Origin of the sequence: Silicimonas lutimaris (genome assembly GCF_047314965.1) — a bacterium.
Lineage (GTDB): Bacteria > Pseudomonadota > Alphaproteobacteria > Rhodobacterales > Rhodobacteraceae > JAVJUV01.
On record NZ_JBLBVK010000030.1, the window covers coordinates 24276 to 43440 of the forward strand.

A 19165-nucleotide genomic window follows, 5' to 3' on the forward strand; every position below is an offset into this window, starting at 1 on the left:
CGTCAGTTCTTGCCGACGCGTTCATCCTTGGCGCTGGCCGATGGCGTGCGTCCGGTCAGATGGGCGATCAGGGTGGCGCGCTTGACGTGGACGAACAGTGTAACCGGCCCGGTCCTGTGAACAGGTCTTACCGTCTGGCGCGTCTTCGGTTCCGGGAATGCGATTACATTACTCATCATCGATACTCCTGATCCTCCGACACTGACGAAACACTTTCTTTGTGGCCTAGTAAGGGCACAATCGGGGTATCAATTCGGTTAATGTTTCGCGCTGGAGCGGAGATTAAGGCAACACGAAAAGCCACAGCCAAATCGTCACAACCGATGCGACAGTCGAGAACAAGACAGACGAAGCAGCCACGCGTCGGGCGGCGCCGTACATGTTGGCGAAAATGTATGTATTTGCCCCCGGTGCCATCGCTGCGGTTAGCACCACCGATCGGAACGAGTCTCGGTCAAGTGCAAAGGATGTGGCAGCGATCCACGAAATCGTCGGATGGACGACAAGAGAGATGCAGCAAACCATAGCTATGGTTTTCAGGTCTCCCTCGGGGCGATATCTGACCAGCACGCCTCCCAACCCAAACAGTGCGGCGGGCAGGGCAGCTTGCACCATCATGTCGATTGCGTCGGTTAGGACATGCGGCATGGGAGCGGCCGTTACGTTGACCAAGAGCCCAAGTGCGAGGCCGATGACCAGCGCGTTCCGCGTCAATGCCCAGAACACCGAGGAGATCGCGCCGAAAAACCTCTTTCCCGAGCCTTTTGCAATCTCCATCGCCGTAACGCCCAACAGGAAACAGAAGGGGGCATGCAGCGCCACGATGGCATAATTGCCCACAAGTGCGTCCGGGCCGTAAGCTCGCTCGGTGATCGGCAGACCCAAAAGCAATGAGTTGGAAAACAGGCAGCAAAACCCGATTGCCACCGAATCCGGCCAGTTTCGTGAAAAGAGAAGCCGGGCTCCGAGTATCCCGAGGGCAAAACTCAGCGAGGCACCGAGATAGAAACTCGCCAGAAGGCCGACACTGAAGCCCTGATCCAGATCCAGCGTCGAGATTGCGCGGAACAAAAGGCAGGGAATGGCGAAGCTTTGCGTGAACTTGATGATGGCGTCCACACCGGCTTCGCTGAAATAGCCGCGCCACACGGATGCGTAGCCGAAACCGATCAGGATGAAGACTGGAAGAATGACATCAAGTAGGGCCTGCACGTGCGTCGCTCAGTCTGGCACGGTCAGACGCATGCCGTCGAAGGCCGGTTCGACATCCGCAGGTGTTTCGTTCAGAACCGTTTCGTAGTCGAGATCGACATGCATGTTCGTCAGAACGGCGCGCTTCGGGCCAACCTTTTCAATCCACTCCAGCGCCCGGGCGAGATGTGCGTGTGTCGGATGTGGCGTACGTCGCAGCGCATCCAGGATCCAGATGTCCAGTCCCTGAAGAAGCGACCATGAGTTCTCCGGGATCTCGGCGACGTCAGGCAGATAGGCCAGGGACTTGATCCTGAAGCCCAGCGCGTCGATCGATCCATGCCCCACGTGGAAGGGCTTGAACGTGATGGTGCCGCCGTCGCCTGTGATTTCGAAATCGCCCGAAATCGTATTCATGTCCAGAAGCGGTGGATAAGGCGAACCCGCCGGTTGATGGAAGACATAAGCAAAGCTCCCATACAGCCGTTCCTGAGTGGCGCCATCGGCCCATACAGGCAAGCGGCCTTTGCGGTTGAAGACGATCATGCGCAGGTCGTCGATCCCATGGACATGATCCGCATGGCCATGGGTGTATATCACCGCATCGAGGTCACCCACGCCCGCGTCCAGAAGTTGCTGGCGCATATCGGGCGAGGTGTCGATCAGGACACGGGTTGTACCTTCCTCGGTGACGCGCTCCACCAGAAGCGAGCAGCGTGTTCGCCGGTTCTTGGGATTGTTCGGGTCGCAGTCGCCCCAGTTTCCACCCAGGCGAGGGACACCGCCGGATGATCCGCACCCCAGTATCGTGAAGATCAGTTCCGCCATCTTGCCGCCTTGTCGAACAGTCTTGCGAAGTTGGCCTCTGTTTGCGCCGCAAACTTGGGATAGTCCATTCCGAACACCTCTGCTCCAACCCGCGCGGTGTCCGCGACGAAGGCCGGTTCGTTGCGCTTGCCCCTGTTTGGGGGCGGCGCAAGATAGGGTGCGTCGGTTTCCACCAGTATGCGGTCAACCGGTGCTGCCGCGAATATGTCTCTCAGGCTCTGGCTCTTGGGAAAGGCGGCAATTCCCGACATGGACAGATAAAACCCGAGAGCCAGGGCTTCCTCGGCCAGTTTGGGGCCGGAAGAGAAGCAATGCATGACACAGGAGTAGGCGCCGGCCTTGTGTTCTTCGCGCAGGATACGGGCCATGTCTTCGTCGGCATCCCGTGCATGAATGATCAAGGGCAATCCCGTCTGCCGGGCTGCTTCGATGTGGATGCGAAGACTGGTTTGCTGAACGCTCTTGGTGTCTGCGGTGTAGTGATAGTCGAGCCCAGTTTCGCCGATGCCGACGAATTTCGGATGCTTCGCAATGGCAACGAGTTCGTCCACGCTTGCAAGAGGTTCGTCCGCTGCAGACATCGGATGCGTTCCGGCCGCAAAAAAAATGGCGTCATGTGCCTCGGCCAGCGCGCGGACTTGCGGAAGAAGCCTCAGCTTCGTGCATATGCTGACCATCCGATGCACTCCGCGAACTGCAGCTCGGTTCACCAGATCATCCAACTCGCCCTCGAACTGCGGGAAGTCGAGGTGGCAATGGCTGTCGGTGATCAGGGGGTGTTCGGAAATCTCTGGCATGATTGCCGTATTATGGATGCGCGCCCGGTGGTCAAGATTGGCCGGCCGTTTCATTGATCTGAAGCAGGGCGTCCAGGACAAGAGACGCGGGGTCGATGTTCACGGCGCGGCCATGGGCCATCCGTTGACCCAGAACCTGGTTTAGTTCGGCCCAGGCTTGCGCCTTCGAAAGGTTAGGCGAAAGGCGCGACAGAACCTCGGTCTCACCGTCTGCGACGTCGTGATCGACCACATGGCCGGCACCTGTTCGGGCAAGCCGCGCAAGTGCCTTGTCGATCATCCGGATAGTCAGATCGAGCCGATCCTCCGCACCGCGCTGGGCCGCATGTTCGGCTAGGGCAGTGGCTTTCTGACGGTCCATCCGGGGTGCGGATGAAAGCAATTCGACGATGCTCGTATAAAGCCCGACCCCGTCCAGCGCCGAAAGTCTCAAGGCCTCACCAACTGAACCGCCGGACAACTCGGCGAGTTCGGCGGACGCTTCAATCGTCATCCCGGCCTGCGCCAACGCCTGTGCAAGAGGTTCCGGTTCAAGCGACGAAAGCCGCAATTCCCGGCATCTGGACCGGATCGTCGGCAAGAGACGGGCGGGGCGGTGGCTGACAAGAAACAGAACCGCGTTTCTGGGCGGCTCTTCCAGAACCTTCAGAAGCGCATTCGCGGCTGCCGTGTTCATCTCGTCGGCGCTATCCACGATGACCACGCGGAACCCGCCATCTGTGGCGCTGAGGCCGAAGAAGCTGTTCAGCTTGCGAACTTCGTCCACCGTGATCTGGGTCTTGAACCGCTTTTTATCCGCATCCCACGGACGCCGTATTGGCAAAAGACCCGGCTCGGACATCGCCGCAATCCGCCGTGAGACGGGGTGGTCGCCTGCCACGCTCAGGTCGCTTACGAAAGAAGCGTCGCCGAAGAGGGGATTCTGGCCGCCCACCGGCCGTGCCAGAAGAAAGCGCGCCGCGCGCCATGCCAAGGTCGCCTTCCCAACTCCCTTTGGTCCGGTCAACAGCCATGCATGATGCATTCGACCGCTTTCGATCGCCTCCAAGAGAGCGTCCTCGGCGGCCTGCTGGCCAAATAACGCGGCGGTCTCCCGAGGATGTGGTGCGCCTTCCAGCCGATCGGCTTCGGGTAGGATCTCGTCGCTCACAGGAAGGCATCCAGACGGCTGGCAATTTCCTCGGCGACAACGGCGGCGTCCCTTGCCCCATCGACAAGCCAACAGCGATCGGGAGCGTCCCCGACAAGTCTCAGAAAGCCCTCACGAAGCTTGATCTGGAATTCCAGGCCCATGTCCTCGAACCGGTCTTCACCGCTCTTCCTTGCCAGACCGCGCCGAAGAGCGTCCTCGGGTTTCATGTCGATCACAAAGGTCAGGTCGGGGTCCCGTCCGATCACCGCCGAATGAAGCTGGTCCACCAACTGCCTGAGGTCACCCCGCGCCGCGCCCTGGTAGACCCGTGTGGAATCCGCAAACCTGTCCGTGATTACAACCGCGCCCCGTGCCAGCGCCGGCAAGATCGTCTTCTCAAGATGATCGCGGCGTGCAGCGGTAAACAGAAGGATCTCGGTCTCGGCGGACCAGCGTTCCGGATCTCCTTCAACCAAAAGACGCCGGATCTCTTCGGCGCCCGGCGATCCGCCCGGTTCACGTGTCAGAACAACATCAACGCCCTTGCGTTCAAGGTGCGCGGCCGCAAGCCTAGCTTGCGTCGACTTGCCCGACCCGTCAATGCCCTCGAAACTGATGAAACGTCCGACACTCATTCCATGAGCGTCTGCACCTGTCCCATCGCCTTGTCAAACAGGACGTAGGCGGAAGCCCGGACTTTAGGAAGAAAACCACCTTCGACCACATCGCGATCGGCAACCAGGGGTATGCGCTTCTCGGGCATGTCGGGGGCCGTGACCACCAGTTCCGCAACTTTGTCACCGGCCGCGATCGGCGCTTTGAGCGGTCGGCGATAATCCACACGGGTTTCAACCGTATCCCCGCCGATGGCAGGCAACAGAAGCCGGATATCGCTCTCCGCAACCGCATTTAGACTTTGATGGTCGCCCAGCCAGACCGGGATTTCTGTCACGACGTGGCCCGCTTTTGCAAAGTTTTTTTCGACAAACTGCCGGAAAGCCCAGTTGATCATCGCTTCGGCTTCCTGGCGTCGGTCGGCTTGCGTTTGCAGCCCCGTAAAGACGAATACAATCCGCCTGTCACCTTGAACGGCAGACCCAACGAGGCCATAGCCCGCCTCCTCGGTGTGACCGGTCTTGAGTCCATCAGCACCCAACCCGAGCCCCAATACCGGATTGCGGTTGAAACGGTTTGCAGGCGCGCGACTGTCGAAGTCATATTCTTCGAGAGCGAAATACTTGTAGTATTCTGGGAAATCGGTGATCAGCCGCGTCGCGAGTATTCCCAGATCACGCATTGACATGCGATGTCCCGGTTCCGGCCATCCGGAAGAGTTTGTGAATGTGGAATTCGTCAGGCCGATTTGGGGGGCCATTGTGTTCATATTCTTGGCGAAATCAGCTTCCGTCCCTGCGAGTCCTTCGGCCACCACGACGCAGGCATCGTTCCCCGATTGAACGATGATTCCCTTGATCAGGCTTTCGACATCTGGCTTGTCCAATTCATTCAGGAACATGGTCGAGCCGCCCATGGACTTGGCCTTTGTCGAGACGCTGAAAATGCTATTCAGTTCAATCGGCTTACCATCCGGCATTTTCATTCCGGTCCGAAGCGCATTGAATAACATGTAGAGCGTCATCAGCTTTGACATCGAGGCGGGTGGCAAAGGCTCATTGGCGTTCTTTTCAAACAGGACCGTATCGTTGGTCACATCATAAATATAGGCTGCCGTGGCCTGTGTCTGAAAAGCTGCACGCGCCGGTTCGGGCCTGACGCCGCAGGCGGAAACAAGGATGATGGCGAAGAGAAACGTGAGGCGACGTATCATTTTCGGTCTCCTGGTCAGTTTGGCGACAGGAAGGCGTCTTTATAGCCAAGTTGCTTGATCTGTGCGAGCAGCGCTGCCTGGTCGTCGGTCGTGGAGATCGGGCCGACAAACACACGCCAAAGCGTCGCGTCGCCCGACTGCTGTCCACGGATCTCCGGGACGATGCCCGCTTGTCTCAGACTGGCCGCTGCTGCGCTTGCGTTCTCCTCGACACTGAAAAGACCGACCTGAATATAAGGGTTCCTGACACTCGACGGCGCGGAAGCGCGCGGAGCGGGTCTTTCTTCGGAAAGCTCTGCCTCTGCAATGGCCGCGGCAGCAACGGTTGTCACAGGATCGAGCGGCGCGGTTTCGACTTCGGGGACAGCAGCACTCTCGGCCGCGGCTTCGAGCTCTCCTGCATCGGCTTCTGGCTTGTTGCGCAGGCTTTCGCGGAACTTCGCCCAGAAGCCTTGCCTTTGTGGCTGATCGGCGACTTCGGCTGCGACGGTGGCACCGGCAACAGCTACCGTCGCGGCGGCACTGTCAGAGCCGTCGTCCGCATCCGCTTCCTCTTCGACCGTCCCTGCTTGATTGTCTTCATCAGAAAGCGGCAGCGGTTCCGGCTCCAGTTCGATCTTCTCCTGCCGGACCACGACGATGCTGAGGTCGGCCGGTTGCCCCGCCAGCATACCGAGGGCTGCGGCAGCATCGGAAGAAACCTGGATTCGAGGGCCTGGGTTCGCGCGTTCTCGGCGGAACAAGGCGCCCGATACGGTCTGGCCATTTCCTGTGTTCGTGATCTTGGCGCGTTCAGGATCGCCCACGTCGGGATGCGCGACCCAGACGCCGCCAAGAGACGGCCTGCCGTCCCAAAGCCCCTTGTCGGTCACGCTGAAGATATCGGGCTGCTCGACGTCGCGAATTTCGACGCGTGGCCCGTCCGGGCCCAACGCCACCTCTGCCTCGTCCGCGGTTTTCGTATTCGTCAGCTCCTGGCATCCTGCAAGGAAAACCGCCGCGCAAAGTACAACCGCCGTCAACCGTGCCGGGGTAATCGTCATCTGCCTGCTCCTTGGCCCTAAGGCCGTTCCTCGAGACTTTTGGGTGAGCCTTTGAATTGGCCCCTGTTGTTTGGTAGGAGTGTATATTGAACAAGGGTTCATGAAAAGCCGTCCAAAGCCATTCAGCAGGACGGTGCCGAAAGCCCCTTCACGCTACCTTCTTTTGCGACTTTCAGAATCGTGTTGCTGCCGATAACAAGGCCCGACCGGAGGAGTGGCAGAGTGGTCGAATGCACCGGTCTTGAAAACCGGCGTGCGTGAAAGCGTACCGTGGGTTCGAATCCCACCTCCTCCGCCACCCATCAATTCAGCTGAATGCTTTCTGGTCTCTCTGAAGTCCAGTAAGTATTGATTTTCAGTCGTTTGCGGCGCAAGTCCAGTTTTGTTGGATTTCATTCGCTTGTATCTGTATGCTTTCCTTGTGTGGTATGGAAAGTGGTATTCAGATGGCCCTGTCGGGCAAACTGACTAAGAAGCTGGTAGAGAATCTCGGACCAGGCCGTCATGGCGATGGCGGAGGGCTTTACCTCGTCGTTGATCCCAGTGGGGCGCGACGGTGGATTGTCCGGGTCACCGTCAAAGGACAGAAGAATCGTAAAGGCGCTCCGCTCCGAACGGATTTTGGCTTGGGCGGCGCTGATGTCGTCACCTTGCATCAGGCGAGAGACCGGGCGCTGGAGTATCGCCGGATGGCGAAGCAGGGCTTGAACCCGAGGTACAACGCCAGGCAGGAAATCCCGACGTTCGAGGAAATCTCACAGCAGGTTCACATCGAGCGGATGCCGACTTGGAAGAACGCCAAGCACGGTCAGCAGTGGATTAACACTCTGCGCGAATATGCCTTCCCCAAAATCGGACGCATGCCAGTCGATAGTATCGGACAGCCCGAAGTGTTGATGTGCCTCTCTCCCATCTGGACGGAGAAGCATGAGACCGCGCGGCGCCTCTCGCAGCGCATCAAGACGGTTCTGGATGTCGCCAAGTCAAAAGGCTTTCGATCCGGCGAGAACCCTGTGACAGCCATCAAGGACGCCAGGGTGCTTCCAAGCGTCAAGGCCAGACCAAAGCACCATGACGCGATGCCATGGCGCGATGTGCCCGCCTTTTACTCCAGATTGGATTCCCGGAGCGCGATTGCTGCCAAGGCGCTCATGTTCACGATACTGACGGCCAGCCGCACCTCCGAGGTGCTTGAGATGAAATGGCCGGAAGTCGACTTCGAGGCGCGGCTATGGACTGTACCCGCAGAGCGCATGAAGGGTGGCAAGGCTCATCGCGTCCCCCTGACTGACGAGACGCTGCGGATTCTGGAGCCGCTGAAGGCCATGAAGTCCGAGTATGTCTTTGAAGGGCAGAAGCGGCACAGTCCACTCTCGAATATGTCCATGCTGATGCTCCTCCGTCGGATGGACGCCAATGGGTTCACCGTTCACGGCTTCCGAAGCAGCTTTCGGGATTGGGCCGCTGAAGCGGCGAATGCACCGAGGGAGATTGCTGAGGCCGCATTGGCACATCAGGTGGGGTCTGATGTCGAACGGGCATACGCTCGCTCCGATTTGCTCGAAAGACGCCGCCGACTAATGACCGATTGGACGGATTTTGTTCAAGATACAGGTCGAGGTGAAACTTAATGTATTGCCCCCCCGGTTACATGGATTGGCACCAGTTGAGGGCGCATACGCGCTTTCTCGCTCAACACATAGTCCTAGCCGACGTATTCGAGCGACTAGGTAAAAATCCACGTGAAGCTCTGGAAGACGAACTCCACCCACAAAGGGTCCTACTTGATTTGAACAAGCGAGACCTGGCAAATTGCGGCATCCGAAAAACCGACTTTCAATTTGATGTGGAAGTGGTCGCGTTTTGGTTGCTAGTAAACATATGCGATCAATACGAGCCAACAATCTGCTCGCCTTCAGGGCATCTACTTAAAGCTCCTGAGCCACTCTTTTTCCATCCAGACCAGTTCTTCTACTTTTTTCTCGACTTTCCCTTAAGAGAAATGGCCGAGCTGGCGACAATCTATCAAGAGTACGATGCAAAGCGAATGAATGGGAGCGACTTTTGGGATCGTTTTTGCTGTATCGACGCTGACAGTGGGTTAGTAACTCACAAGAACCAGACGATAAGGCATTTGATAAATTTTTATGAAGGTGGCGAAGCCTTGGAGCAAGGCACGAGCGAAATATTTGAGAAGCATGTTAAGCCCTTTTTGGGTTGGTCCATCGTCCTTGACCCTTCGAACTTGCCGGAGACAAATGGCCAATTGCTGAAGGACTTACTTCTTGGAGAATCCTATTGGTACGACGGCGACGACTCCAAGGTGCAGGAACGAATGAAGAAGCGCGGCCCGAAGCCTAGCGGTGCAAAAAGTGAGTTTCTGCTACGCTACCCAGAGGGCATACCCGAAGGACTATCGGCGGAGGCTGTTGCCGCTGAATTGACAGAGGCGGGCTTTTCTATTGGTAGGCGACAGGTGTCATACTACGACCGCGAGGTCCGGAGGTGGAAGTAATTGGAAGTATTCCAATTGTTGCCACTCAACTGACTGAAAGCAATAAATAATCAGTCTATCCTGTTGTAGCCCAATGGTGGGCCATTAGGAACTTAAGCATGGCAAAAATCTTTGAAGACAACCGGACATACGTCCTTGGAGACCCGGAGCTTAATGTTCTGGGGACCCGCGAGAAACTCGCACAATGGCGGCACCGAATGGTTGGTCCACCTTGGGTCAAGATAGGCCGGAAGGTGGCTTATCTTGGTGCCGATCTGAATGACTGGATGGCGGCGAACCGGACTGATCCGAGCAAGTCAAGCGGCACGACTACGCGGTCTGAGAGAACTCAGCCGAGGAGTGCCTGAAATGAAGGCCTCACAAATCAACCAGCAGCATGCTCGGCCGACCCGAAGCCACCACGAGACCTCCGACGCCTACGGGCGCGTCTTGGCCCATCTCGGCACTCGCCACCGCGTGATCGTGTGCAAAGATGCCATTCAGTGGATACTGCAGGCGAGACGCGGTCAGAGGCATGGCCAGCCGCGATGGGAGGCCCTGCACTATTGCCGCACCCACGATGCCTTAGTCCGGCTCAGCCATGCCTTCTGCAGCCGGATTGACCCCGCCGCGCTGACGATCCTGCTGGCCCTTCCCGACCAGATCGGAGGTGCCGCATGAGACCCAGAACGAAATGCCCCGACGGTGCGCTGCAACGCACCACCGGGGCGGAAGAGGAAACTGCTATGCGTGCTAATTTCCACTCCCAGATATATGCGACTTGCGGCGACCTGCAAAGCCGTCATCTCCAGAAGCGATGCGGTCTCAGTCCGCGCCGCTCGCGCCTGATCGCCGGCCTCTGCTTCGGGGAGGTGCGCTGATGAGCTGTGAAGTGACACAGAACAATCGTCGGCGCGTCTGCCGGATGCTCGGCCACACCCTGACGCTGAACGACGATGCCGAAGCCTGGGACGGGCTTTCGCTGGTCATGCGGCACCGCCTGACTGGATATGAGCGCGCCTGCCTGCTCATGGCGACCGTTCGCTCGATGGAGACAGAAGACGTGGCCTATGTGCTGCGAGCGATGGAAGAACGGGAAGGCATCGGGATGCCCTTGCCGCCCGTTCTCGATCCCATCGAGGATGCCACATGGTGGGCGGGTCTTGCCTCGGTGGAAGAGCGCAAAGCGGTTCTCACGGCCGCCTTCCTCAGCCTGTCTCCGAGAGACCAGGACGCGTTCCTGGCCCATGCCACGCGGAGGGCGGCCGCATGAGTTGGGATGCCATGTTCACCAAGGTGGGGGCCGGCAGCATGCCGGCCTCCCCCGACCTTCCCCCGATGATCTCGGCGCAGGCACTCCAGCGCACCGCGTTCCCGCCCGTCTCATGGCTTCTCCGGGACATGATCCCAGAGGGTCTGACGCTGCTGGCAGGCAAGCCAAAGCTGGGGAAGTCCTGGCTGGCTCTGCAACTGGGATACGGGGTGGCAACCGGATGCGAAGTGCTGGGCCGTCCCGTAGACCAGGGCCGCGTTCTCTACGCGGCGCTGGAGGACAATCCCCGGAGGCTCAAGTCCCGGCTCCAGAAGAGCACCCCTCCCTTTGCCGAATGGCCCGAGACCCTGTCCTTCGTCACCGAGTGGCCGCGCCTTGACGCAGGCGGTCTCGACACCTTCGAGGCCTGGGTCTCCCATACACCAGACGCGAAGCTGCTGATCGTGGATACTCTTGCGACGGTGCGCCCAAATGGGAACGCCAAGGAGAGCCAGTACCAGGGGGACTACGCAGCGCTACGTGGCCTCCACAGGCTCGCCAATGACACTGGTCTCTCCATCATCGCGGTTCACCATGTCCGGAAGGCCGACGCCGACGATCCGTTCGACACGGTCTCGGGATCAACAGGTCTGACAGGGGCCGCGGATACCACGCTGATCCTGACCAAGACGACGGACGGTGTCGTGCTCTACGGGCGCGGCCGAGACCTGCCCGAGTTCGAGAGCGCGCTTGGCTTCGATCCCGGCTCCTGCCTCTGGTCCGACCTCGGCCGTCCGTCCGACGTGTTCGGCAGCGAGACCCGGCAGGCCATCCGTATGGCCCTCAAGGCAGGCAAGCAGACACCGTCTGAGATATCCGAACATGGCGATCTGGACTACGAGCTCTGTGCGAAGACGCTCCAGCGCATGGTCGAAGGCGGCGAGATCGAGAAAGGTGGGCGTGGCCGCTACCGCCTCACTCCTGATCCGTTGTCCAGTTAAAACCCTGTCCAATCTGTCCATTTGTCCAGAACGCCTCACTGAAATGGACAATTGGACAGTTTGGACACCCCCCGGCATTGACGTGGCTCAATGGCCGCTGTTCGCCCTTAAGCGGTCATCTGAGTGATTGAGGCAGATGTCGCCTTCGAGCCCGAAGCGGACCTGCGCGGGAAGCGAATAATATACCATTGTTTGGGTGGATCAGAGCCTCGCAGCAACCGAGAAACGGAGGCTCAGATCATGCGCCACTTCTTATTTATCCGATGCTAAGTAGTAATCTTACCAGTGCAGCCTGTGTTCTCACGCCGGTCTTGGTGTATACTCTTGCGAGATGGGTGCGCGCAGTTGTAACGCTGATCGACTGTTTGTTTGCGGCGGACCTCAGGCTTTTTCCCAGCGCAATTTCACGCGCTATACGAAGCTGGCCGGGCGAAAGTCCGAAAACGGTTTTTGCGAACCGCAATCGGCGCTCAAGGTCTTCTTCACCGCTTATGCGTACGTAGGTGATGCAATCGCGAATCGAAACCTGGATGACGGCAACGCCTCCACAATCTTTCCGCCCGAGAACTACCGGGTACTGCGCCGGACCGCAGAACTCATCTGAAATTCTATGAGTTTCGAAGAAGCCATGATGGTTTCCGGATTGAGTGATCGCGCCTTGAAGCACCCCGTCCCATTCAGGCCTTTTGGCACGCAACTTGCCTTGGGACGCTCGCAGCAAGGGGTGCTTGTCCAGAAGTCCGAGCGTCGCCTGGCTCGCCCAGACGATGTTTCCTGCCCCGTCAACCCCAACGAAATGACCGGTCGCGCCCTCGATCTCTCGTTGGACAAATGAGTTGAAAACGATCTTCCATTGATCAGCAACGCGCCGCAGAATCCTGACATCGAAACTCCGAAGGTTCGCTCCGGTGGCGGTCCTCGACCAACTGTCGAACACAGCCCAGGCCAAATCACCGACCAGCTTGATACGCATGTTCTCCTGCCCAAAATCGACTAGGTCGGGTGTCAATCCTTCACGGAACACTCGTTTCATATGAGAGGCCACGGCCGGCCAGCCTTCGAGCACGGTCAAGCCTGCGACGTTGGAAACCAAGACGTCGTGCGTGTCATCATTTTGCACGAAGCAAGCGGCCCAGGCGTCGAAGTCCTTCTTCTGAAATGCGAGCGTCTCCGCACGAATGACTTTCGCAACGGCCGACAACGCATCGGCTTCGGGAGTCTCATCAGGTTCGGAGCACATATGGTTAAGATTAACCCAAACCGACACTGCATTCGATGATAGTTTAGCCAACAAACCTTGACGTTGGGCGCTTGTTTGCTTGGGGTCTGCCCCGGTGCTGAGGCTTAGTCGTGGATGACCTTGACGGAAGTGAAGCCCACCGGTCCATCAGGTGTCGCGCTAACGTCCACGATCAGAGAATATGACATTCCGGATATTTCCTGCTCGACCACGACTTGATAGTTCTCGCCCGATGGGCCGGTCGCGAGATCTTTTCGCAGTATCGTCTTGCCGTAGTCATCCAATATTTCTTGGCCATCTACGATCAGTCGGTCCACCCGCGTCGAGTTAACCGTTTCCGCGGCCGTGATGTCGGGCCGGGGGTTGTGGGTCATTGCCAAACAAAGAAACCCCTCATCAAACGAGTGGAACTGCTCACAATGGTGTTTTGGCTCCGCCGATATCACGCAATCCCGGCCATTACCTTGCGCATCCAGGACCAAGTGGATCGACATGAATCTGCCTTTCTCTGGCAGTGCCGGACAACCTGCGCTTTCCAGGTCAACTTCACCGGCAAGGGCTAAGGACGGCGCAGCAAACATCGATGCGCATACAAGTATGCTAACGCGGCCTAGACTTAAACTTTCAAAGTAGAACATCCAAAGACCCCAAGCCGTTTCTCGCTATTGATGTCACCGATAGTGTCGCAGATGTTCTTCGACGTCTGTCCTCCAAATTGACTACAAATCGCGACAGGGTTCTCAACTCTAAGCTGCGTTCTCGCGGAGCGCTCTTCGAGCAGACATCCTTCATGATGTGACCTCGGACGCGCGCGGTTCCGGCGTAGCTATCTCGGCGAGACGCAGGTGTTCCGGCCCTCCGTATCTGTCCTGGACCACGGCCTTCATCGGTTTGTCCCCTTGTTCGGATGGTTGCTATGACGACAAACCGGTTCTTCTTATTGATCGGCTTGGAGCTTGGGGTTTTGCACGTAGCGCACAAGGTTTGCCTTGAGCGAGGTCAATTCGTCTTGCGCCTTGCGAACTCGATCATCGGTTGCTTTGTTCCGCCAATCAGACCGTTGCACAACACCCGCGCCTTCAGTCCGGACCGATTGGTCGGACCTCGCCGGAAAGCCCAGACCATTCTGCCATTTCGACCCCTGAGGGAAATACTGCTTACGGTGGTGAAGTCTGACACATGCGGACATCGCATGCGCCGACGAAGATAAGCGCTCCACACCTTTTTTGGAGTTCACCCGTCCTCAGCGGGCACTTGATCCAGGTCATTGTGGGAAGCGGGTTTGTTCTGTTTTTTTGTCATACGGAATTAGGAACTATTTGGCCTGGGGGCTCGGTCGTTGTCTCATACCGATCAATACGCAATCGCCCGACGGCGTGCCGTTGCCAAGTACGGGTTCTTCGTTCACGCAGCCGTCTATGCCGCTGTGATGGTGTTGTTGGTGGTCATCAATCTGGTGATCTCACCAGGCAACATCTGGTTCATCTGGCCGTTGATTGGATGGGGATTTGCCGTTGCGCTGCACGGACTACGTGTATTTGTGCTGGCTGACAGAAACGACATCCTCGATGCGTTGACAGAGCGCGAGCTTCGCCAGTCAGACATCGGTAAACCGAAAGAAGGTGTGCCTCGGACGCAGCCGAAGTAGTGGCCGGGCGAGAGTTCGATATCGTTCTATGGGGCGCGACCGGGGCCACGGGGCGCCGCGCCGCGCACCATCTTGCCCGACGTTGCGCTGAGTGTGGACTCTCGCTGGCCATCGGCGGCCGGAACGAGGCAAAACTGAAAGCCCTGCGGCAGGATCTACCCGACGTGGGTCTCTCAATTGCCGTGGTGATAGGCAACAGCCATGACGCCGCTTTCATGGAAGCCATGAGCGCTCGGACGCACGTGGTGGCGTCCACCACGGGGCCTTTCGCGCTCTACGGAAGCGAACTGGTGGCGGCCTGTGCCAAGAACGGAACGCACTACTGCGATCTATCGGCGGAACCGCAATGGATGCGCGCCATGATCGACGCGCATGAAATTGAAGCTCGTGAAAGCGGCGCGCGGATCGTGCATTCCTGCGGACATGACTCGATCCCCTCCGATCTCGGCGTGCAGTTCCTGCAGGAGGCAGCGCGCGCCCGCTACGGCCAGCCGTGCCGGCGCGTCGCGACCCGCGTGACGCGGATGAAGGGCGGCTTCAGCGGCGGAACGGCCGCGAGTTTCCTCAATGCCATGCGGCTGCGTGAAACAGACCCGGAGTTCAGCCGGTTGTCCGTCGATCCGTATGCGCTGTGCCCCGAGGGAATGCGGGACGGTCCCGACGGCCCGGACCGCATGATGCCGATCGAGGTGACCTGGGACGCCAATCTGAAGGCCTGGACCAAGCCCTATTTCATGGGTCCGATGAATGCCAAGGTCGTGCGGCGCACCAATGCGATCATGGGTTACCCCTATGGGCGGGACTTCCGCTACCAGGAGACCGGCCTGACCGGTGGCGGGGTCGGGAGCTGGTGGGCTGCGATGCGCGATACCCTTTTCGGCCGGCTGTTTCTTATCGCCATGTCGATCCCCGCGACCAGGCGGATGCTTGAACGGCGGGTTCTGCCAAAATCCGGGGAAGGTCCGAGCAAAGAGGTGCGCGAAGCCGGCTCATACGAAATCGTGCAGGTGGGCGAGATGCCGGACGGAACCATCCTGAAGGCGCGGATCACCGGGCAGGGCGACCCAGGTGTGCGCTCGACGACGCTTATGCTGACGGAGGCGGCGCTGTGTCTGCGGCAGGACGCGGGGAAGATCACGGTCGGAGGAGGGTTCTGGACGCCTGCGTCCGCGATGGGGCCGCTCTTGCGGGACCGTATCGTGCAACACGCGGGACTGTCCTTCGACCTGATCGAGAATCCGCACCCCTGAATTAACAGGGGCCGCGCAGTTGAAAGAACGAGGAGGATTTGGACCATGACCGACACTGCTAAGACTGACTGGGATGCCATCGTCATCGGATCGGGCATGGGTGGTATGGCGGCAGCTGCTGCGTTATCGAAGGCCGGAAACAATGTGCTTCTGTTGGAGCAATACCAAGCACTGGGCGGTCTGACCCACAGTTTCACCATCGATGGCTTCCATTGGGACGCGGGCATCCACTATCTCAATCATGTCGCCCCGGAAGATCGTGAGCGGCGCATTCTGGACTGGCTGTCGGATACACCGATCGAGTTTGCCTCGATGGGCACGATCTTTGACAACGTCCATATCGGAGATGCCCCGCCGCTGGCCCTGTCTCGGCCCTATGAGGCGCAGGCGCGCGACTTGAAGGACAGGTTCCCCGAAGAGGCGGAGGCCATCGACGCATGGACCGCTGCGCTGAAAGATGGCCGGGATGCCGTGCTCAAGGTCACCGCGACCCGCGCGATGCCCGGCTTCGTCGGCACGGCGCTGAAGTGGTGGCACAGCCACGACATCGAACGCTGGTGCAAGCGCACGACGCAGGAGGTGATCGACGAGATAACCGACAATCCCGTTCTCGCAGAGGCCTTGGCCGCGCAGTGGTTCGATCATGGTGGCAGGCCCAGCAAGGCCAGCTTCGCCATGCATGCCCTGATCACAGGGGGCTACCTGCAAAGCGGCGCCTGGTATCCGAAGGGCGGGGGGGCAGCCTTTGCCGAGCATATCCTGCCGACGATCACGAAAGCGGGAGGCGAGGCTCGGGCCAACACCAGGGTCGAGACACTTCTGATCGAGGACGACCGGGTCGTCGGGGTGCGGACAGCCGAGGGGGAGGAGATCCGCGCGGATACGGTGATCTCGGATATCGGGGCCCGCGAAACGGTAAACACGCTGCTCCCCAAGGATTGCGGACACCAGGACTGGATCGACGAAATCAACGCCCTGCCGCACTCGGTCGCCCATTTCAGCCTGTTCGTGGGCTACGAGGGCGATATCGAACGTGCCGGGGCAACGCGGTCGAACCACTGGATCTACCCGGAAGGAAAGGTCGATGTCGTCTGGACCGACGCGCCCGACTCCCCGCCACCCGGCCTGTTCGTGTCCTTCGCCTCGTTGAAGGACCCCGCCCATGACCCCGGACCCTCGCAGAAATACGCCGGCGAAATCGTCGCCTGGGTCGACTGGTCGGCGGTGGAGACATGGGCGGGCAAGGAGCCGGGCTCGCGGGGTCAGGATTACGACGACTTCAAGGCCAAGGTGGCGGACAAAATGTTCAAGCTATTCGAGTCCTATTTCCCGGACCTCGCCAAGCTTGTCGTCTTCCGCAATCTCTCGACGCCGCTCACGACCCGCGCGATCACGGGGCATCACAAGGGCGCCTTCTACGGGATCGACACAACGCCCGACCGGCTGATGAGCGAAGCACTGCAAACCCGAACGCCTGTACCGGGGCTGTTCCTTGCAGGACAGGACGTGCTGAGCCCGGGTATCCCCGGTGCACTCTGGGGAGGTGTTCTGGCTGCGGCCTCCGTTGATCCGATGCTGTTTCGGCAAATGCCGAGCTAGACGGCGAGAGACGATGCGGACTGAACAAACAGCCAGGCGCAACTCTCGAACCGCGATAGAGCTAGGGCGCAGGTGCGCTTTGGCAGTCTCGCCCCAAAAGATCTTCGCCTTTCCAGAGCTGAACGCGAAACCGGACGGCCAAGACTGACAATGATCGAAAGCAAAGGAAAACGAGCATGCATTGGGTACTCTTGGCCTTGGGGGTTGGCATTGAAATCCTCGCCAGCGCGTCACTCAAATTGTCCGATGGGTGTTGTCAGAAAGATTTCAGTTGAGACGGGTGTGGCTGCCTCGTAGCGTCGTACTATGACCAAATCTGACCCGTTCAAGGGCTTTCAAAGCAGCCCGGAAATCATCCGCCTGGCGGTGATGCTGTACATTCGGTTCCCGCTGTCTCTCCGCAATGTTGAGGATCTGTTGCACGAACGCGGCGTCGAAATCAGCCATGAAACGGTTCGGTTTTGGTGGCACCGTTTCGGCCCGATGTTTGCCGCGGAGATCCGGAAGCGCAGGATCGAAGGCATGCGATCCAGTCAATGGCGTTGGCATCTGGACGAGATGTTCGTGAAGATCAATGGCGAACGCCACTACCTCTGGCGGGCCGTCGATCATGAAGGCGAGGTGCTTGAAAGCTTCGTTACCAAGACGCGTGACAAGAAAGCGGCATTGAAATTTCTCAGGAAATTAATGAAGAGGCATGGCCGTCCACACGTATTCGTCACGGACAAGCTGCGCTCCTATGGCGCTGCGCTGAAGGAAATCGGGTCGGCGGATCGTCAGGAAACAGGTCGCTGGCTGAACAACAGAGCTGAAAACTCACATCTTCCATTTCGACGACGAGAGCGAGCCATGCTCCGCTTCCGGCGCATGCGAAGTTTGCAGAAATTCGTCTCCGTTCACGCCTCAGTGCATAACCATTTCAATCAGGAACGCCACCTTTACTCACGAGAAAACTTCAAGCTGAACCGAAGCGCCGCTCTTTCCGAGTGGCGCGAACTTGGCGCGGGATAAAGGACAGCGCTACTTGCCTAACAGAGACGAGTTCGAATCCGTCTGACAGCACCAAGCTGAGAATTCACACCTTCCCTTCCGACGACGCGAGCGGGCGATGCTCCGTTTCCGGCGGATGCAAAGTCTTCAGAAATTCGCCTCTGTCCACGCCTCTGTCTCGAACCACTTCAATCGGGAACGCAGCCTCTCCAGCCGACCGCACTTCAAAGCCAGTCGCGCCGCCGCTCTCGCCGAGTGGCGCGGACTTTGCTCCGCATAAGGGACAGTCCAACTGTCCTAGCGGAGACTGGTTCGAATTAGTCTGCCAGCACCGTCTGCCAGCACCGTCTGCCAGCACCTTACCGACTATTCTTTCAGTCGATATCACGCATCATACCGGTGTCACTTTGATCGGGAACGCGCTACGCTTAAGAAAGTAAGACGCGCTCAGATGGGGATGCATTAAGGATGGGTATTGTTTTGACAGGGGCAAACTTTACTCATCTTGTTGAGAGAATGTGCTGATCGAATGGAGCGGCGTGCTTTACACCGCAAAATAACCATCGCCGCGTTGATGTTCGTGGTCGTTACGACAATTGCGAGCCTTGCCCCGCTGGATCCAGGCCGATCCGACAAGGCTTTCCATGTCATCGCCTATTTCCTTGCAGTTCTTCCAGTCGCTTTTGGTTCCAGGCAATTTCGCTTGCCGTTGGCGTGTGCGCTGATGGCGTGGGGTGTTGTGATCGAAGTCGTTCAGCCGTGGGTGGGACGGAGCGGAAACATTTCGGATGCGGCGGCAAATCTTGTCGGAGTCCTATTGGGGCTTGGGGTGGCGCATTTTTTTCGCAGAAACACGAGGCAATGATGAAGAG

At 58.7% G+C, this 19165-nt stretch carries 21 protein-coding genes, 1 tRNA gene and 1 pseudogene; 13 read left to right on the top strand and 10 right to left on the bottom strand.

Going from position 1 to position 19165, the window contains the following annotated elements:
• Positions 1-2: 2 nt before the first annotated feature.
• The 8 genes from ACKLNI_RS02315 to ACKLNI_RS02350 form a co-directional block, all read right to left on the bottom strand.
• Positions 3-179 (bottom strand): hypothetical protein, encoded by a 177-nt coding sequence (locus ACKLNI_RS02315; protein ID WP_413717382.1) that lies wholly within the window; start codon positions 177-179, stop codon positions 3-5.
• 103 nt (positions 180-282) lie between these two features.
• Positions 283-1212: an AEC family transporter gene (locus tag ACKLNI_RS02320; protein ID WP_413717383.1), complete on the bottom strand. Its 930-nt coding sequence runs from the start codon at positions 1210-1212 to the stop codon at positions 283-285.
• 9 nt (positions 1213-1221) lie between these two features.
• Entirely contained in the window at positions 1222-2019 is a 798-nt protein-coding gene (locus ACKLNI_RS02325; protein WP_413717384.1) for an MBL fold metallo-hydrolase, read from the bottom strand.
• Positions 2007-2816: a TatD family hydrolase gene (locus ACKLNI_RS02330; RefSeq protein WP_413717385.1), complete on the bottom strand. Its 810-nt coding sequence runs from the start codon at positions 2814-2816 to the stop codon at positions 2007-2009. Before ACKLNI_RS02330 ends, ACKLNI_RS02325 begins: the two co-directional genes overlap by 13 nt.
• Positions 2817-2847: 31 nt before the next feature.
• A complete protein-coding gene (locus ACKLNI_RS02335; protein WP_413717386.1) occupies positions 2848-3966 on the bottom strand; it encodes a DNA polymerase III subunit delta' in 1119 nt (372 codons plus the stop codon).
• The gene (tmk, locus tag ACKLNI_RS02340) at positions 3963-4583 is read right to left on the bottom strand and encodes a dTMP kinase (protein WP_413717387.1); all 621 of its coding nucleotides are present in this window, start codon (positions 4581-4583) and stop codon (positions 3963-3965) included. The genes ACKLNI_RS02335 and tmk overlap by 4 nt, the downstream gene beginning before the upstream one ends.
• Positions 4580-5776, bottom strand: a complete 1197-nt coding sequence (locus ACKLNI_RS02345; protein ID WP_413717388.1) for a D-alanyl-D-alanine carboxypeptidase family protein — start codon at positions 5774-5776, stop codon at positions 4580-4582. The genes tmk and ACKLNI_RS02345 overlap by 4 nt, the downstream gene beginning before the upstream one ends.
• Positions 5777-5790: 14 nt before the next feature.
• Positions 5791-6819, bottom strand: coding sequence for an SPOR domain-containing protein (locus tag ACKLNI_RS02350; protein WP_413717389.1), 1029 nt, complete (start codon positions 6817-6819; stop codon positions 5791-5793).
• Between the two features lie 208 nt (positions 6820-7027).
• Here ACKLNI_RS02350 and ACKLNI_RS02355 point away from each other — a divergent pair.
• The 7 genes from ACKLNI_RS02355 to ACKLNI_RS02385 all read left to right on the top strand — a co-directional run bounded on the left by ACKLNI_RS02355 (position 7028) and on the right by ACKLNI_RS02385 (position 11566).
• Positions 7028-7117, top strand: a tRNA-Ser gene (locus tag ACKLNI_RS02355).
• A 148-nt stretch (positions 7118-7265) separates the two neighbouring features.
• Complete coding sequence (locus ACKLNI_RS02360; RefSeq protein ID WP_413717390.1) at positions 7266-8450, top strand: tyrosine-type recombinase/integrase; 1185 nt, start codon at positions 7266-7268, stop codon at positions 8448-8450.
• 20 nt (positions 8451-8470) lie between these two features.
• The gene (locus ACKLNI_RS02365) at positions 8471-9334 is read left to right on the top strand and encodes a hypothetical protein (protein WP_413717391.1); all 864 of its coding nucleotides are present in this window, start codon (positions 8471-8473) and stop codon (positions 9332-9334) included.
• Between the two features lie 348 nt (positions 9335-9682).
• Entirely contained in the window at positions 9683-9994 is a 312-nt protein-coding gene (locus ACKLNI_RS02370; RefSeq protein WP_413717392.1) for a hypothetical protein, read from the top strand.
• On the top strand, positions 9991-10194 hold the full coding sequence (locus tag ACKLNI_RS02375) for a hypothetical protein (protein WP_413717393.1): 204 nt from the start codon (positions 9991-9993) through the stop codon (positions 10192-10194). The genes ACKLNI_RS02370 and ACKLNI_RS02375 overlap by 4 nt, the downstream gene beginning before the upstream one ends.
• The gene (locus ACKLNI_RS02380; protein ID WP_413717394.1) at positions 10194-10586 is read left to right on the top strand and encodes a hypothetical protein; all 393 of its coding nucleotides are present in this window, start codon (positions 10194-10196) and stop codon (positions 10584-10586) included. Before ACKLNI_RS02375 ends, ACKLNI_RS02380 begins: the two co-directional genes overlap by 1 nt.
• A complete protein-coding gene (locus ACKLNI_RS02385; protein ID WP_413717395.1) occupies positions 10583-11566 on the top strand; it encodes an AAA family ATPase in 984 nt (327 codons plus the stop codon). Before ACKLNI_RS02380 ends, ACKLNI_RS02385 begins: the two co-directional genes overlap by 4 nt.
• A 256-nt stretch (positions 11567-11822) precedes the next feature.
• Here the strand turns inward: ACKLNI_RS02385 and ACKLNI_RS02390 are convergent, their stop codons facing one another.
• Positions 11823-12833 (bottom strand): LuxR family transcriptional regulator, encoded by a 1011-nt coding sequence (locus ACKLNI_RS02390; protein WP_413717396.1) that lies wholly within the window; start codon positions 12831-12833, stop codon positions 11823-11825.
• 77 nt (positions 12834-12910) lie between these two features.
• Entirely contained in the window at positions 12911-13387 is a 477-nt protein-coding gene (locus ACKLNI_RS02395; RefSeq protein WP_413717397.1) for a hypothetical protein, read from the bottom strand.
• Positions 13388-14145: 758 nt separating this feature from the next.
• Between ACKLNI_RS02395 and ACKLNI_RS02400 the strand changes: the two genes are divergently transcribed.
• From ACKLNI_RS02400 to ACKLNI_RS02425, 6 genes and pseudogenes are all read left to right on the top strand, one after another.
• Positions 14146-14454: a 2TM domain-containing protein gene (locus ACKLNI_RS02400; protein WP_413717398.1), complete on the top strand. Its 309-nt coding sequence runs from the start codon at positions 14146-14148 to the stop codon at positions 14452-14454.
• Positions 14454-15704 carry a saccharopine dehydrogenase family protein gene (locus tag ACKLNI_RS02405; RefSeq protein ID WP_413717399.1) on the top strand — a complete coding sequence of 417 codons (1251 nt, stop codon included), beginning with the start codon at positions 14454-14456 and terminating at the stop codon, positions 15702-15704. Before ACKLNI_RS02400 ends, ACKLNI_RS02405 begins: the two co-directional genes overlap by 1 nt.
• A gap of 45 nt (positions 15705-15749) precedes the next feature.
• The gene (locus tag ACKLNI_RS02410) at positions 15750-17303 is read left to right on the top strand and encodes a phytoene desaturase family protein (protein WP_413717400.1); all 1554 of its coding nucleotides are present in this window, start codon (positions 15750-15752) and stop codon (positions 17301-17303) included.
• A 306-nt stretch (positions 17304-17609) separates the two neighbouring features.
• Entirely contained in the window at positions 17610-18314 is a 705-nt protein-coding gene (locus ACKLNI_RS02415; RefSeq protein WP_413717401.1) for an IS6 family transposase, read from the top strand.
• A gap of 49 nt (positions 18315-18363) precedes the next feature.
• Positions 18364-18573, top strand: a pseudogene (locus tag ACKLNI_RS02420) (IS6 family transposase); the annotation flags it as partial.
• Between the two features lie 249 nt (positions 18574-18822).
• Complete coding sequence (locus tag ACKLNI_RS02425) at positions 18823-19158, top strand: VanZ family protein (RefSeq protein WP_413717402.1); 336 nt, start codon at positions 18823-18825, stop codon at positions 19156-19158.
• The last annotated feature ends 7 nt before the right edge of the window (positions 19159-19165 follow it).